The following is a 14,144-nucleotide window of genomic DNA, read 5'->3' on the forward strand; positions in this document are numbered from 1 at the left end:
TTTTTCATGTCAGCCGAACATCGCGAAAGCCGCGCCGCCGGCCGCGATTGCCGCAATGCTCGCGCCTGACACGATCCAGCCGGCTTGTCCCGTGCCTAAGCTGAACGTCATTCCCGCCTTCACCACCGTATTCACCGCAACCGCGATGCCGATGCCGAGCGCCGCCGTCACGGGCGTGATGCCGTTATTGGCGAGGCGCGCGAGCGAGAGCGTGATGGCGTCCACGTCGGCGATGCCGGAGAGCGCCGCCAGGATGGTGATGCCGACATCGCCGGCGGAATTGCCGATCACCTTCGCCAGCAGGCTGATCACCGCGATGAGCCCCGCGAGCTTCAGCGCGGTCCCGAGATCGAAGGGGCTCCTCATGCCGAGCTGCGGATGCTCCTTGCTTCCACTGCCGTGGGTGAAGAAGAGCAGTCCGGCCACCGCGATCAGGACGAGCCCTCCGGCGCCCAGGGGCCAGGCGAGGGGAACGACCAGGGCGCTGTTCAGGACGCTCGCGATGACGAGCACGCGGGCGATCATCACCGATCCGGACAGAAGGATGCCGCCGGCGAGCAGCGGGCTCGCGGCGGGATGCTCTCGTGCCAACCGGGCGAGGGTGACGGTCGTCGCCGTCGACGATGCCAGTCCGCCCGCGAGCGCCGCGAGCGCGACGCCCGCCTGGCTCCCCATGATCTTCACCGCGATATAGCCGACGAAGGAGATCGCCGCGATGATGATGGCGAGCAGCCAGATTTCGAACGGGTTGACTGCATTCCAGGGATCGACCGTCCGGTTCGGCAGCAAGGGCAGCGCCAGGAACGTCATGGCGAGGAGAATGAGCGCGGACCTGATCTCCAGCCAGGTGATGGTGCGCACCCATTGGTGAAGCGGCCGCTTGAGGGCGAGGATGAGCGTCACCACGACGCCCGCGGCGGTCGCGATCTCGAGGTCGCCGAGCACCGCATAGGCGCCGAGACAGAAGGTGAGGAGACCGGCGACGACGCCCGTGACGCTGAAATTCTCCTCCGCCTTCGCCTCCAGCCAGGAGAAGGCGCTGAACGCGAGAGCGAAGCCGAGGAAGGAGAGGGCGAGAAAGACCGTGCTGGTATAGCCCGCCAGAACGGCCGACAGAGCGCCGAGCAGGGCGACCAGCGTATAGGTCCGCAGGCCGGCGGTGCGCTCTCCCTCCGCCTCGTCGCGCTGCTGCCAGCCGCGTTCGAGGCCGATCAGCAGGCCGATGGCGAGGGCAACGGCAAGACGGAAAAGCAGGGACGTATCGCTCATGACCCTCATGGCTCGGCCGGTCGACATGACAACTGGCGTCCCCGACCGTGGAGTGTTCCCTTAGCACGGGCAAGCTTTCGGAAACAGCCCAGCTCCCGGAGCCGCCATCGGTGCTTTGCACGAGCCCTCCGCCACGGTACCTCTAAGTCACCGGACATGAACCCGAGGCCGCATCCGGTGCTTTAAGGTTCTGGCTCTGCGCGTCTTTGCACGCAGGGCCGGTTTTCACCTTTGCGCCCGATGCTAGAGCATCGGTCCCGCACGCGAGGTCGCTCATGATCGTCAGCCTGACCGTCATTCTTCTCTGCCAACTGCTCGGCGAGATCGTTACCCACGGGTTCGGATGGCCGCTTCCCGGGCCGGTGCTCGGAATGCTGTTCCTGCTCGTCGCCTTGAGCCTGCGCGACCGGATCAGGACGAAGATCCCGGAATTCGGCCGGGCGCTCGATTCGACCGGGAAGGGGCTTTTGGCCCATCTCTCGCTGCTGTTCATTCCGGCGAGCGTCGGCGTGATCCAGCGACTCGACGTTCTGGCTGAATATGGCGTCGGGCTCGGCGTCGCTCTCGTCGTCTCGACCTTCGTGACGCTCGTGGTGACGGTCGTCGCCTTCGTGGTGGTGTCGCGTCTCACCGGCTCCTCCATGGAAGCGACCGGGGAGGGCAAAGTCCGTGACTGATCAGGCCTTCTCCCTCTGGGTCTATCTCTCGCAGACCCCGCTGCTCTGGCTCGTGGTGACGCTCGGGGCCTACGTCATCGCGGACCGCATCTCGTGGGCGTTCAAGCGCCATCCCCTGTGCAATCCGGTGCTGATCGCCGTGGCGGCCGTGGCCCTCGTGCTGTGGGGCACCGGCACGTCGTATCCGGTCTACTTCGAAGGCGCGAAGTTCGTCCATTTCCTGCTCGGTCCCGCGACCGTCGCGCTCGCCATTCCGCTTTATGAAAACCGCGCCATCGTGCTGCGCTCGATCGTGCCGATGGTGGTGGCGCTGGTGGTGGGATCCGTCACGGCCATCGTGTCGGCCGTGGCCGTCGCGCAGCTCTTCGGCATTCCCAATCCCATTCTCATCTCGCTGGCGCCGAAATCCGTCACTGCTCCCGTGGGCATGGGCATTACGGAGGCCTTAGGGGGTGATCCGGCCCTGACCGCCATCCTGATCATGCTGACCGGCGTCATCGGCTCGATCATGGTGACGCCGCTGATGAATGCGCTGCGCATGAAGGATTGGCGCGCCCGCGGTTTCGCCGTGGGGCTCGCCTCGCACGGCATCGGCACCGCGCGCGCCTTCCAGGTCCATTCGCTCGCCGGCACCTTCGCGGGGATCGCCATGGGGCTGAATGCGCTCGTGACGGCGCTTCTCCTGCCGTTGGTGCTGAAGCTGCTGCTCGATTAGCGCAGGTTGCACATGGGCGGATTCTGATCCTATGATGCGCGCCGACGCGTCGACGGGGTAAGGCCGATGACCGACACAATGTCCTCCGGGAAATCGCCAATGGTCGCGAAGAAGGCTGGGCCGAAGCTTCTCTCCGGCGGCAATCCTCAGATCGCGAAGGGTCTCGGTGATGCGCCCGTGCAGGCCTATCTCGCGGCCATGCCGGACTGGAAGAGCGATGTCGGGCGTCGGATCGATGCGCTCATCGTGGCTGCGGTTCCCGATGTGAACAAAGCCGTGAAATGGAATTCGCCGTTCTACGGAGTCGAAGGCCAGGGCTGGTTTCTCAGCTTCCATTGCTTCGCGAAGTTCATCAAGGTGGCGTTCTTCCGCGGCGCATCCCTGCAGCCGGTGCTTCCCGGTGCCTCCAAGCAAAAGGACGTGCGCTACCTCGACATCTATGAGCACGATGGGATCGACGAAGATCGTTTCACCGATTGGGTGAGACAGGCGAGCCGTTTGCCCGGCGAGCGGATGTGAGCGGACAAAGCCGATGAAGAAAGCGAGCGCCATGAAGGAGAGCGACGTGAAGGTTTCCGACGGAGAAGGCGAACCGTCCCGGTTGATCGATGCGAAGATCGGGGAGCTGGGCGACTGGCGGGGCGAGACCCTCGCCCGCATCCGATCTCTCATCAGGCAGGCCGATCCGGGCGTGATCGAGGAAGTGAAGTGGCGGGGCGTTCCGGTGTGGTCGCATGCCGGCATCATCTGCACCGGCGAGACCTACAAGAGCGTCGTGAAGATGACCTTCGTCAAGGGGGCCGCTCTGGAAGATCCGTCACGTCTCTTCAATTCCAGCCTCGACGGCAACACGCGGCGCGCCATCGACATCCGCGAGGGCGAGGAGATCGACGGGGACGCGCTGATGGCGCTTATTCGCGCGGCGGTGGCCCTGAACCTGTCGAAGAAGCCTGCGGCTCGCCCGGCCCGTGCCAAGACCGTCAGATCCTGAACGTGGCAGCGATCGTTCCCATCTCGTCAAACAGTTCCGTGACGCGCGAAGGTTCAGGACAGGGCAGGCGCGCGAGGCTCGGGAGAACCACTCCCAGGACAGCCAGCAGGAGGAGCTATCGGAGAGGGACGGCTGATCAGATCCCGGACGGAAGGTTGTCTGACGCCAGACGTGTCTGCGCGGCAAGACGAATGGGAGCGTTCACGGCTCCATACCCGCGATAGCCGCGCCGCTCCACGATCTCGAAGAAGAGGCCGCCTTCCAGGGTCTTGGTGTAAATCTGGAAGTACTCGTCCCCGCCCTCACGGTCATACAGGATATTGCTCTCTCGCAACCGGGCGACCTCCTCGGAGGTGAGGTCGGATCGGCCTTCGAGATCGTCGTAATAGTTCTCCGGGATCGGCAGGAGGTCGACCCCATTCGCCTTGAGGTGCTCGGCCGTTGCGAAGATATCGCCGGTCGCCAGAGCGATGTGCTGGACACCCGACCCGAAGAGCTCGCTCAGGAACCGGGATGACAGAGTACGCTGGCTCTGAGAGGCGTTGAGGATCAGGCGAAGCGAGCCGTCCTGCGTCTCGATGGCCTGGCTCTGCACGACCCCGCCGGGATCGATCACCGTCTGCGTCGGCGTCGTTCGCACGTTGAGCAGCGATGTGTAGAACAGGAGCCAGGTGAGCATCTCCTCGTAATGCATCGACTGGGAAATGTGATCGACCGTGCGAAGCCCTGCTCCCGTGAAGTCGTCTCCCTCCACGGGCTTGAAATCGACATCCCAGAGCCGATCCAACCCGGTCTTATGGTCGACGAAGTACAAGAGGCTGCCACCGAGGCCGCGAACCGCCGGGATGTTCATCTCGCCGGGGCCGACCGGTTGCTGGAAAGGTTGGTCCAGGAGCGTGACAGCACGGTTCACGGTCCCCGGTGCATCGTCGACGCGCAATGCCATGGCACAGACGGAGGTGCCATGCGTGATGTTGAAGGAATGGGCAAAGCCCTCCTTGTCCGCATTCACGACGATGTTGATGTCTCCCTGCCGCCAGCGCGTGACGGACTTTGAGCGATGAAGGCCGGCCTTGCGGAATCCCAATCCGCTCAATGTCCGCTCGAAGGCGAGCGCTCCGCGCTCGTCCACGGCGAATTCCAGAAACTCGACGCCCGAGCAGGTCGCCTTGGCCGGGAGGTCGGGAAGACCCGGGATGTCCGCTCCCGTATGGCGCCGGAGTTCGTCCAGCATGACCATGAGGGAGCGTTGCCCGTCGATGGCAACGCTGCGCGCCGAACCGGCCCGGAAGCGATCGTTGAAGATCTCCAGGGACAGAAGCCCGTCGAAGCCCGTCGCCTGGAGCGCGTTCATGAAGTCAGCGATGGGCAAGTCGCCTTGTCCCGGAAAGCAGCGGTAATGCCGGCTCCAGGAGAGATAATCCATGTCGAGCCTCGGTGCGTCGGCCATCTGCACGAGGAAGATCCGGTCTGCCGGAATCGACCGGATGGCGGATAGATCCGTTCCCCGAGCCAGCACGTGAAACGAGTCGAGCACCAGCCCGACAGCGGGATGGTCGGCGCGCCGCACCACCTCCCAGGCATCGCGATAATCGTGGATGTGCCGCCCCCAGGACAGGGCCTCGAAAGCCACGCGCATGCCGCGCTTGGCGGCGCGCTCCCCGAGTTCGTGGAAATCGGCGGCCGCCCGTTCGATCCCGCCCAGCGAATCCGGCGAGACGTTGCTGCACACCATCAGAAGGTCGCAGCCGAGCTCCTCCATGACGTCGAACTTGCGCTCGGCGCGGGCGAACACCTTGGATCGCTGCGGCTCGGGCATGCCCTCGAAATCGCGGAACGGCTGAAAGGTGATCGTCTCGAGGCCGAGGTCTTCGATCATGCGCCGGGCGTCGGCAGGCGTTCGATTGAACGAGAGGAGATCGGTCTCGAAGATCTCCACGCCCTTGAATTGCGCGGCCGCGATGGCCTCGATCTTTTCCGAAAGGGTGCCGCTCAGGCAGACAGTGGCAATAGCGGTGCGCATGCTCGTCGATCCACTTCCTCTTCAAAGCGTGGGAGCATGGTGCCGGATCGGCCCGCCCCTTCAGTTCAGCTGATCGTCCCCGTTGCGAGCGCGTGCTCGACGCCGCCGGCCACATGGCGCGTCAGGACTTCGCAGGCGCGCGTCGCATCCCTAGCAAGCGCGCATTCCAGGAGGAGAGCATGCTCCCGGGCGGCGATGTCGCCTCGATAACTCAGGGCAATCATTTGATAGCGCAGGTACTTGTCGAAGACCGCCGCATGGTTGTCGATCAGCATCTTCGATCCGCAGGCGGAAATGAGCGCCTGGTGGAACTGCCAGTCGTAGCGCTTCCACTCCTCGGAATGGCTTCTGTCGCCGTCCGCCATGCGCTCTTCCATTCGGGCGAGCCGGTGATGGGCGGCGACGACCCGGCCTTCCCAATCCATGTCGCCGGCCCGAAACGATTGCTCCAGCGCGCGGCACTCGAGGAGTTGTCGCAGCGCGGCAATTTCTCGCAAGTTCGAGATCGAGACGGGCGCCACCTCGAAACCCTTCTGCCCTTCGGCCACCACGAGCCGTTCGGAGTGAAGACGGTTCAGGATTTCCCTGAGCGTGCTGACGCTCGCCCCGTAATCGACTTTCAGGCGTTCGAGCTTCAGCTTCTTGCCCGGGGGAAGGCGGCCGAAGATGATGTCGGACCGGATCCTCCGATGGGCGCTCTCGCCGACCGTCGAGGCCTGAGCGATGGCCTGCGCATCGGTGGTCATGTCAGCGCCCCGCTCTGGAGCGTATAGGCCACGCATCCATTCACATGCTGCGCGAGCAGCCGGCAGGCCTCGTCGGCCTTGCGTGTCAGGGCACAGTCCAGCAGCATTCTATGCTCCTCGGCTGCGATCTCTCCGCGGAAAACGACAGCCACCATCTGATAGCGCAGATACTGGTCGAAAACGCCGCCATAGAGATCGAGCAGGGTCTGGGAACCGCAGGCTTCGATCAGGCACTGGTGAAACTCACGGTCATACCGCTTCCAGAGTTCGGTTCCCTCCTGGTCGCCGGCCAGCATCCGCCGCTCCATGAAGGCAAGCTTGTGGTGGGCGGCGACGACACGGCTTTCCCACTCGAGATCGCCGGCCGCGAAGGACAAGGGCAGGGCATAGGTTTCCAGGAGCAGCCGCATCGCAGCGACGTCTTCGAACCCGGCCGGGGAGACGGGGGCGACCCGAAAGCCCCGCTGCCCTTCGGCGACCACGAGGCCTTCCGACGACAACCGGCTCAGGATTTCCCGCAAGGTGCTGACGCTCGTTCCATATTCGCCGGCGAGCCGGTCCAGCCGGAGGCGTCCCCCCGGGTCGAGACGGCCGAACACGATGTCCGTCCGGATCCGGCCATAGGCGCGGTCCGCAATGGATGTCGCCAGCAACTCGATACTCATCCTTCCACCATCAACCAGTCCGTCACCATCGCGCAGCCTCGTTCGGGGCCTTCTGCCTCCGGGGCCAGATCGCGATCATATGCTGAAACTGAAAATATCATACGATTTCCCGAATGCCTATTGATTATCCGATCGTCGGAGGGGATAGTGCCGTCCAAGACGCAGTTCAATGCGCTGTACGACAAGGAGAGGAAATCATGGCATTCACTATCAATCGGCGCCTTGCGATAGCGGCAGGCGCAGCCCTATTGGCGTGGGGCGCATGCGGGTCGGCGATGGCCCAATCGCCTGCGAACCTGAGGTTCTCGGCCGTCTTCTCCGAGCAGGACATCCGTGCCGAGATGATGAAGCGGTTCGGGGAGGACATTAAGGCCCAGGGCTTTGCCCTCCAGCCCTATTACGGCGGCAACCTGTTCAAGCAGGGCACCGAGCTCGTCGCCATGCAACGCGGCAACCTGGAAATGGGCAACATCGCCCCGCAGGACATTTCCAACCAGATCCCGGCCTGGTCCATCGTCACGTCCGCCTATCTGTTCCGCGATGCCGATCACTTGAAGAAAGTGTTCGCCAGCGACGTCGGGCAGCAGCTCAAGAAGATGGCTTCGGACCAGTTGGGCATTCACATTCTCGGCCCCACCTATTTCGGCGCTCGTCAGATCGGGTTGAAGCCGACCAAGAAGATCAACACGCCGGATGACATGGCCGGCATAAAACTGCGCATGCCCGGCGGCGATGCTTGGCAGTTCCTGGGCCAGGCCATCGGGGCTAATCCCACGCCGATGGCCTATGCCGAGGTCTATACGGGCCTGCAGACGGGCGCGATCGACGGCCAGGACAATCCGTTGCCGAACGTGCAGAACATGAAGTTCTACGAAGTGATGTCGCAGGTCGCCCTGACCTCGCATCTCGTCGGGTTCGATCTGCTGGCCGTGTCGAACAAGGTCTGGAACGCCATGTCGCCCGAGAAGCAGGCCGCCTTCCAGGCCGCCGCCGACAAAGCGATCGAGTGGAGCACCCAGGAGCACCTGAAGAAGGAGGCGGAGCTCGTCAGCTTCTTCAAGGAAAAGGGCCTCAACGTCTATACGCCCGACCTGAAGGCCTTCCGCGATTTCGCCCAGAAGAAGTATCTCGCCTCGGATCTGGCAAAGAGCTGGACGCCCGGAATGCTCGACAAGATCAACGCCATGTAAGGCCTGATCAGGGGCGCCGGGCATGCGATATCCCGGCGCTCATTCGCTTCTTGAATGCCCTTCTTGAATCAAGGGATGGATTGTGATGACCGCTCGGTTGAGGACGGTTGGCTCCTGGCTTGCCCGACGGGCCGAGAATGTCGCGGCTGCGATGCTGGCGGCGATGTTCCTGGCGTTTCTCCTCCAGATCGTGTTCCGGTACGTGCTCGGACTGCCGATCGGCTGGACGCATGAAGCGAGTGCGATCATCTGGATCTGGCTGGTTCTCTGGGGCGCGGCCTTCGTCGTCACCGAGCGGGAGGAGATCCGCTTCGACATCATCTACGGCGCGGTCGGGCCCGGCACGCGCAGGGTGATGTGCGGAATCACGGCCGTGGCTCTGATCGCGCTTTACTCCATCTCGTTTCCGGCGGTTCTGGACTACGTCACCTTCATGAAGGTGGAAAAGACCAGCTATCTCAAGATCCGCTTCGACTGGCTGTTCTCGATCTACATCGTCTTCGCGGTGGCCAGCATCGTCCGCTACATCTGGCTCGGCTGGCAGGCGTTGCGCGGTGTCGCGCCGGACGAGTTCGATCCCACCAAGGCGAGTTCCGGCGTATGAACCTGACAAGCCCCTTCTCGCTCGCGATCGTCGCGATCACGCTTCTGGCGTTCCTCGGGCTGCCGATCGGGCACGCGATGATCGCCGGCTCGATCCTGTATCTGTACCTCGCCGGACTGGACATGGGAACGGCCGCCGAGCAGCTCCTGAACGGGATGTATTCCAACTACGTCATCCTCTCGGTGCCGTTGTTCATCCTCGCGGCCGAGTTCATGAACATCGGCAGCATGACCGACAGGCTCATGGCCTTCTGCAACGCCCTCGTCGGCCGCTTCCGTGGGGGACTGGCTCACGTCAACATCCTGCAGAGCATCATCTTCGCGGGCATGTCCGGCTCGGCGATCGCGGATGCGGCCGGCACCGGGCGCATGATGCAGGTGATGATGACCCGCGACGGCCGGTACACGCCGAGCTACGCGGCGGCCCTGACTGCCGTCTCATCCGTCATCGGACCGATCATCCCGCCGTCGATCCCGATGGTGCTCTATGCCCTCGTGTCCGATGCCTCGATCGGATATCTGTTCCTGGGCGGCGTGATCCCGGGTCTTCTGATGGCGTTGAGCCAGATGATCATCGTCTTCGTCACGGCGCGCCGCAAGAACTTCCCGGTCGAGAAGCCGGTGCCCCTGCGCAAGCTGCCGCGGATCACCTGGCAGGCCTTTCCCTCCTTGATGATGCCGGTCGTCCTTCTCGGCGGCATCTACAGCGGCGTGATGACGCCGACCGAGGCGGCCGCGGTGGCGGCAGCCTATGCGCTCGTCATCTCGGCTGGACTTTATAGAAGCGTGAGCTGGCGCGACTTCTATCAATCGCTGGCGGTCAGCGCGCGCACGACGGCTTCCATCGGCATGCTGATCGCCGGGGCGCTCGTGTTCAACTACGTGGTCACCGTCGAGAATATCCCGGAGGGCGTGAAGGCGCTGCTTGCGGGATGGAACCTCTCGCCGGTCGGCTTCCTGATCCTCGTCAACATTCTGCTGCTGCTGCTGGGTTGCGTTCTCGAAGGAACGGCGATCCTGCTGATCGTCGTGCCGGTTTTCATTCCGACCGCACAGGCTCTCGGCATCGATCTCGTGCATTTCGGCGTCGTGGTGGTCGTGAACATCATGATCGGCCTGATCACGCCGCCCTACGGGCTGCTTCTGTTCATCATGGCGAATATCTCGGGAGAGCCGCTGCGCGATATCGTCCGCGATACGCTCCCGTTTCTCTTCGCCATGATCGTTGCGCTCGCGATCCTCACCTTCGTGCCTGAAACCGTCCTCTGGCTCCCGCGCCTGTTCGGCTATCAGGGGTGAACGGCCTCACCGCACAGGAGCGTCATCATGAGCAAGCCGATCTACATTCTGAATGGTCCCAATCTCAATCGCCTTGGAACCCGGGAGCCGGAGATCTACGGCCGCACGACCTTGGCGGAGGTCGAGGCATCGTGCCGGTCGGCCGCGTCTGGCCGCCCCATCGTCTTCCGCCAGTCCAATCGGGAATACGAGATCATCGAATGGGTGCATGAAGCGATCGACGAGGGCAGCGGCATCATCATCAATCCGGCGGCCTTCACGTTCACCTCCATGGCGATCATGGATGCCCTGAAGATGTTTCCCGGCCCGCTGATCGAGCTGCACATCTCGAACATTCACAAGCGCGAGCCGATCTATCACAAGTCCTATGTCTCGCCGGTGGCGACGGCCGTCATCGCGGGTCTGGGCACCAACGGCTATCCCGTGGCCGTGCGCGCCTTGCTCGACATGATCGACGCGCCGCCGGCACGGACATGATGCCCATACCCGAAGAGCCGCCCATGGCCGCCCCCAGTAACGACAATGCCTCGGATCCATGGACCCATCCGTCGGTTCTTGTCGGATTGGTCGGCACCGGCATTCAGGCTTCCCGAACGCCGCGTCTGCACGAGCGGGAGGGGGCCGAGCAGGGCTTGCGATATGTCTACAAGCTGATCGATCTTGAGGTCTACGGGCTCGATGCGACGGCTCTGCCCGACATCCTCAAGGCTGCGGAACTTTTCGGCTTCGCCGGCCTCAACATCACGCATCCCTGCAAGCAGGCCGTCATTCCGCTTCTCGACGAGCTGTCGCCCGACGCGGCTGCGCTGGGGGCGGTCAATACCATCGTGCTGAAGGATCGCCGGCGCGTGGGGCACAACACCGATTGGTGGGGATTTGCCGAAAGCTTCCGGCGCGAGTTGCCGGACGTGCGCCGCGATCGCGTGGTTCAGTTCGGCGCCGGGGGAGCCGGTGCGGCCGTCGCCCACGCTCTGCTCACGCTCGGTGCGGGCGAGGTCATCGTCATCGATACGGATGAAGGCCGCGCCGAACATCTCGTCTCGGCTTTGCGCGAGCGCTTCGGCCCAAGCCGTGCATCGACCGGCATTCCAGTCGCGAAGGCTCTGATGACGGCCGACGGGATGGTCAATACGACGCCGCTCGGCATGGCGAAATATCCCGGCATGGTGATCCCGAGCGATCTGCTGCGGCCGGATCTCTGGGTGGCCGACATCGTCTACTTCCCGCTGGAGACGGAACTGCTGCGCCAAGCCCGCGCGCGCGGCTGCCGCACCATGTCCGGCGGCGGCATGGCCGTCTTCCAGGCGGTCGGCGCCTTCCGGCTCTTCACCGGCCGAGAGCCCGATCCGGCACGAATGCTTCGGTCCTTCAGCGAGATGTAGCACTCGCGGGTGCGCAGGTCGCCGATACAACACACAGACGTTTCTCAGCGCCATCGGATGTCGACCTGTTCGTGACATGCCAGGGATCGCGATGGCTCCTGATGACCAGGGGCGAAGCGAAGCACGGTCGGGATTGGCTGCTGTCGCTCACGGGCCTGTTCGGGCGGCTCGCCGAACGGGCGTTCGCAAGCCGCCCTTCCGTCGTTCCGCCCGCACACGGCACTGCGTCAGAACTACAGCGGGTTCGACCGAAGGCTCGTCTTCAGAGATCCGTTTCGGTTTCCGGATTGGGCTTGGCGTCAGGCGCGGCCGCCTCCTTCACGGTGATCCTGACCGTATGGCTCTCCACCTTGCCGCTGGCGGACCTGACCTCGTAGACGACCTCGTCGATCCCCGTGTAGGCCGGTTTGGCCTTGTAGAAGATGCCTTGTGCCGTCGCCTCCAGCTTGGGGCAGCGGGAGATCCGTCCCGCCTTGAGCTTTCCGCTGCGCACGTTCAGCTCGCCGTTCTTCGGCGGGGTCACCACGCGGACCGTCGGCAGCGGCCCGGACGTGCAGTCCTTTTGCACGTTGCCGTAGACGCCAAGGCGCTCCGCCTTCCCGGCCACCACCTCGGCGCTCCGGAACGCATTGTTGTTCTGAGCCAAGGCAGCACCATACGGCACAGCAAGCGTGCCGATGCCGACGGCAGCCGCAACGAAAAGGGGCTTCAAGGGGACCATTCAGGAACTCCTTTCAGGGGTCTGGTCGGGGCGCGGCGAGCCAATCCCGCCGCAGCCATGTCGAGAGCGATCTCAGTGCTTCCGTTCGGAGGAACCTGCAGCCTTGCGACCGGCGGCCCGACGCGAAAGCATGTTGAGGCCCTCGATCACGGCCGAGAACGCCATAGCCGCATAGATATAGCCCTTCGGAACGTGCGCGCCGAAGCCCTCCGCGATCAGAGTCGTGCCGATCATCAGCAGGAAGCCAAGGGCCAGCATGACCACCGTCGGATTGTTGTTGATGAACTGGGCCAGGGGATTTGCCGCGAGCAGCATGACCGTCACGGCGGCGATTACCGCGATGACCATGATCATCACGACATCAGTCATGCCGACCGCCGTGATGATGCTGTCCAGCGAGAACACGAGATCGAGCAGCAGGATCTGCGTGATCGCAGCGCCGAAGGTCATGGTGGCTTTCGCGGTGTCGAACACGTCATTGGACGGCGTCGGGTCCACGTTGTGATGGATCTCCTTCGTCGCCTTCCAGACCAGGAAGAGACCGCCGCCGATCAGGATCAGGTCGCGCCACGAGAAGGCGTGTCCGAGCAGCGTGAAGATCGGCTCCGTCAACGTGACGATGATGGCGATCGTGCCGAGCAGCCCGAGCCGCAGGATCAGCGCCAGGCCGATGCCGATGCGTCGCGCCCGTGAGCGCTGATGCTCCGGCAGCTTGTTGGTCAGGATCGAGATGAAGATCAGGTTGTCGATGCCGAGCACCACTTCCATCACGACCAGGGTCGCAAGAGCCACGAGGGCGGTCGGGTCGGAAATCCAGGAGAAGTCCATTGAGAAGTCCTATGGTCTTGGGTTCAAGAGGGTAACGGCCTTCCGGCTTCGGCAGGCTGCTCGTTCGTTGGGCACGCCACGGCCGTTCACGGGCTTGATGGCGGGGATATGCAGGGCTCCGGATTGCGGTTCCCTCGCAGGTGGGCATCGGCACGGCTGCAAAATCCGTCATTCGTTGTCCGGACGATCATCAGAGGGTCACCCACAGCTGGTCGAGAAAGGCGTTGATGCCGGCGACGATCGCCGAGGAGATCGCCGCCAGGATCAGCAGGCTGCCGAGGGCGGCGAGCCAGCCCACAAGCGTGGCAATGCCGTCCCGCTCCACGATGCCGAGCGCAAAGGCGGAAATGGCGAAGGCGGGAGGCATGTTCCCAAACGGGATCGGCAAGAAGAGAATGAGCGCCAGCAGCAGGCAGGCGGCGCCCACGATCCGCTCCGGGACGGGGCTCAGCAGCAGACCGAGCCGGGGCCGCAGGAAGCGTTCCATCCGGTGCAGGATGGGGCTGAGCTTGCTCGTCAGGAGCGTGAAGAAGTCGCGGGAAATGGAGCGCTCGCGAATGAAGCGGGGCATCCACAGGACCGGACGCCCGAGCATCAACTGGGCCGTCACGAAGAGGAGAGGCGCGCCCAGCACGGCCGACATGCCGGGCGGCAGCGGCAGCACGTTGGGGGCAGCGAACAGAAGCATCAGGGCGCCGAAGGCCCGGTCGCCGAAGGCGTCCAGCACGTCGCCGATGCTGATGGTCGCAGTCGGCCGGCTGGCGAGATCGCTCAGGACCTCTGAAAACCGTTGTCGGGGCTCCACAGCGTCGTCCGGTGACACGACGGTGGAGAGACTACTCGAAGGGTCGGGCATGGGCCTGTCTATAGTGGCTCGCTCGAAGCAAAGCGAGTGGGGCTGGTCAAAAACCCGTCAGCGGTCCTGAAGCGACAGCTGCGCGAGTCCTGTCTGAGCCCTCGGGCCGGTGATCGGCGGAAGGATCCACCGGCCCGGGGGGCTGCAAGCTGTTTTGGAAAGCGCGAGGCTGTTCCGAT

16 protein-coding genes are annotated in these 14,144 nt (G+C 63.9%); 9 read left to right on the top strand and 7 right to left on the bottom strand.

Annotation, left to right across the window (positions count from 1 at the left end):
* Nucleotides 1-9: 9 nt before the first annotated feature.
* Entirely contained in the window at nucleotides 10-1,269 is a 1,260-nt protein-coding gene (locus U0023_RS14185; RefSeq protein ID WP_040639685.1) for an MgtC/SapB family protein, read from the bottom strand.
* 275 nt (nucleotides 1,270-1,544) lie between these two features.
* Between U0023_RS14185 and U0023_RS14190 the strand changes: the two genes are divergently transcribed.
* The 4 genes from U0023_RS14190 (at nucleotide 1,545) to U0023_RS14205 (ending at nucleotide 3,652) form a co-directional block, all read left to right on the top strand.
* Nucleotides 1,545-1,946 (top strand): CidA/LrgA family protein, encoded by a 402-nt coding sequence (locus U0023_RS14190; protein ID WP_009764633.1) that lies wholly within the window; start codon nucleotides 1,545-1,547, stop codon nucleotides 1,944-1,946.
* On the top strand, nucleotides 1,939-2,661 hold the full coding sequence (locus tag U0023_RS14195; protein WP_009764634.1) for an LrgB family protein: 723 nt from the start codon (nucleotides 1,939-1,941) through the stop codon (nucleotides 2,659-2,661). The genes U0023_RS14190 and U0023_RS14195 overlap by 8 nt, the downstream gene beginning before the upstream one ends.
* Nucleotides 2,662-2,760: 99 nt before the next feature.
* On the top strand, nucleotides 2,761-3,180 hold the full coding sequence (locus U0023_RS14200) for a DUF1801 domain-containing protein (protein WP_009764635.1): 420 nt from the start codon (nucleotides 2,761-2,763) through the stop codon (nucleotides 3,178-3,180).
* A 13-nt stretch (nucleotides 3,181-3,193) separates the two neighbouring features.
* On the top strand, nucleotides 3,194-3,652 hold the full coding sequence (locus tag U0023_RS14205) for a DUF1801 domain-containing protein (RefSeq protein WP_009764636.1): 459 nt from the start codon (nucleotides 3,194-3,196) through the stop codon (nucleotides 3,650-3,652).
* Nucleotides 3,653-3,788: 136 nt separating this feature from the next.
* Here U0023_RS14205 and U0023_RS14210 read toward each other — a convergent pair whose 3' ends face one another.
* The 3 genes from U0023_RS14210 to U0023_RS14220 form a co-directional block, all read right to left on the bottom strand.
* Entirely contained in the window at nucleotides 3,789-5,675 is a 1,887-nt protein-coding gene (locus U0023_RS14210; protein WP_009764637.1) for a bifunctional sugar phosphate isomerase/epimerase/4-hydroxyphenylpyruvate dioxygenase family protein, read from the bottom strand.
* Between the two features lie 65 nt (nucleotides 5,676-5,740).
* The gene (locus U0023_RS14215) at nucleotides 5,741-6,421 is read right to left on the bottom strand and encodes a GntR family transcriptional regulator (RefSeq protein WP_009764638.1); all 681 of its coding nucleotides are present in this window, start codon (nucleotides 6,419-6,421) and stop codon (nucleotides 5,741-5,743) included.
* Nucleotides 6,418-7,086: a GntR family transcriptional regulator gene (locus U0023_RS14220; RefSeq protein ID WP_009764639.1), complete on the bottom strand. Its 669-nt coding sequence runs from the start codon at nucleotides 7,084-7,086 to the stop codon at nucleotides 6,418-6,420. Before U0023_RS14220 ends, U0023_RS14215 begins: the two co-directional genes overlap by 4 nt.
* Nucleotides 7,087-7,283: 197 nt before the next feature.
* Here U0023_RS14220 and dctP point away from each other — a divergent pair, with 197 nt between their 5' ends.
* The 5 genes from dctP to U0023_RS14245 all read left to right on the top strand — a co-directional run bounded on the left by dctP (nucleotide 7,284) and on the right by U0023_RS14245 (nucleotide 11,560).
* On the top strand, nucleotides 7,284-8,276 hold the full coding sequence (gene dctP / locus U0023_RS14225) for a TRAP transporter substrate-binding protein DctP (RefSeq protein ID WP_009764640.1): 993 nt from the start codon (nucleotides 7,284-7,286) through the stop codon (nucleotides 8,274-8,276).
* Between the two features lie 85 nt (nucleotides 8,277-8,361).
* On the top strand, nucleotides 8,362-8,880 hold the full coding sequence (locus U0023_RS14230) for a TRAP transporter small permease (protein ID WP_009764641.1): 519 nt from the start codon (nucleotides 8,362-8,364) through the stop codon (nucleotides 8,878-8,880).
* Entirely contained in the window at nucleotides 8,877-10,178 is a 1,302-nt protein-coding gene (locus U0023_RS14235) for a TRAP transporter large permease (RefSeq protein ID WP_009764642.1), read from the top strand. The genes U0023_RS14230 and U0023_RS14235 overlap by 4 nt, the downstream gene beginning before the upstream one ends.
* 27 nt (nucleotides 10,179-10,205) lie before the next feature.
* The gene (locus U0023_RS14240) at nucleotides 10,206-10,655 is read left to right on the top strand and encodes a type II 3-dehydroquinate dehydratase (protein WP_009764643.1); all 450 of its coding nucleotides are present in this window, start codon (nucleotides 10,206-10,208) and stop codon (nucleotides 10,653-10,655) included.
* Between the two features lie 23 nt (nucleotides 10,656-10,678).
* Entirely contained in the window at nucleotides 10,679-11,560 is an 882-nt protein-coding gene (locus U0023_RS14245) for a shikimate dehydrogenase (RefSeq protein ID WP_009764644.1), read from the top strand.
* A gap of 262 nt (nucleotides 11,561-11,822) precedes the next feature.
* Here the strand turns inward: U0023_RS14245 and U0023_RS14250 are convergent, their stop codons facing one another.
* The 3 genes from U0023_RS14250 to U0023_RS14260 all read right to left on the bottom strand — a co-directional run bounded on the left by U0023_RS14250 (nucleotide 11,823) and on the right by U0023_RS14260 (nucleotide 13,965).
* Nucleotides 11,823-12,281 (bottom strand): hypothetical protein, encoded by a 459-nt coding sequence (locus U0023_RS14250; protein WP_009764645.1) that lies wholly within the window; start codon nucleotides 12,279-12,281, stop codon nucleotides 11,823-11,825.
* Nucleotides 12,282-12,353: 72 nt separating this feature from the next.
* Complete coding sequence (locus U0023_RS14255) at nucleotides 12,354-13,109, bottom strand: TerC family protein (RefSeq protein ID WP_009764646.1); 756 nt, start codon at nucleotides 13,107-13,109, stop codon at nucleotides 12,354-12,356.
* A 190-nt stretch (nucleotides 13,110-13,299) separates the two neighbouring features.
* Complete coding sequence (locus U0023_RS14260; protein WP_009764647.1) at nucleotides 13,300-13,965, bottom strand: exopolysaccharide biosynthesis protein; 666 nt, start codon at nucleotides 13,963-13,965, stop codon at nucleotides 13,300-13,302.
* Nucleotides 13,966-14,144 lie beyond the last annotated feature (179 nt).

This window comes from Microvirga lotononidis (assembly GCF_034627025.1).
GTDB lineage: Bacteria > Pseudomonadota > Alphaproteobacteria > Rhizobiales > Beijerinckiaceae > Microvirga > Microvirga lotononidis.

Bases quoted from the DNA above. Each gene is read 5' to 3' on its own strand.
- U0023_RS14205 (WP_009764636.1), top strand. From the start codon at position 3,194: ATGAAGAAAGCGAGCGCCATGAAGGAGAGCGACGTGAAGGTTTCCGAC.
- U0023_RS14260 (WP_009764647.1), bottom strand. From the start codon at position 13,965: ATGCCCGACCCTTCGAGTAGTCTCTCCACCGTCGTGTCACCGGACGAC.
- U0023_RS14245 (WP_009764644.1), top strand. From the start codon at position 10,679: ATGGCCGCCCCCAGTAACGACAATGCCTCGGATCCATGGACCCATCCG.
- dctP (WP_009764640.1), top strand. From the start codon at position 7,284: ATGGCATTCACTATCAATCGGCGCCTTGCGATAGCGGCAGGCGCAGCC.
- U0023_RS14250 (WP_009764645.1), bottom strand. From the start codon at position 12,281: ATGGTCCCCTTGAAGCCCCTTTTCGTTGCGGCTGCCGTCGGCATCGGC.
- U0023_RS14210 (WP_009764637.1), bottom strand. From the start codon at position 5,675: ATGCGCACCGCTATTGCCACTGTCTGCCTGAGCGGCACCCTTTCGGAA.
- U0023_RS14200 (WP_009764635.1), top strand. From the start codon at position 2,761: ATGGTCGCGAAGAAGGCTGGGCCGAAGCTTCTCTCCGGCGGCAATCCT.
- U0023_RS14235 (WP_009764642.1), top strand. From the start codon at position 8,877: ATGAACCTGACAAGCCCCTTCTCGCTCGCGATCGTCGCGATCACGCTT.
- U0023_RS14220 (WP_009764639.1), bottom strand. From the start codon at position 7,086: ATGAGTATCGAGTTGCTGGCGACATCCATTGCGGACCGCGCCTATGGC.
- U0023_RS14230 (WP_009764641.1), top strand. From the start codon at position 8,362: ATGACCGCTCGGTTGAGGACGGTTGGCTCCTGGCTTGCCCGACGGGCC.
- U0023_RS14185 (WP_040639685.1), bottom strand. From the start codon at position 1,269: ATGAGCGATACGTCCCTGCTTTTCCGTCTTGCCGTTGCCCTCGCCATC.
- U0023_RS14215 (WP_009764638.1), bottom strand. From the start codon at position 6,421: ATGACCACCGATGCGCAGGCCATCGCTCAGGCCTCGACGGTCGGCGAG.
- U0023_RS14240 (WP_009764643.1), top strand. From the start codon at position 10,206: ATGAGCAAGCCGATCTACATTCTGAATGGTCCCAATCTCAATCGCCTT.
- U0023_RS14190 (WP_009764633.1), top strand. From the start codon at position 1,545: ATGATCGTCAGCCTGACCGTCATTCTTCTCTGCCAACTGCTCGGCGAG.
- U0023_RS14255 (WP_009764646.1), bottom strand. From the start codon at position 13,109: ATGGACTTCTCCTGGATTTCCGACCCGACCGCCCTCGTGGCTCTTGCG.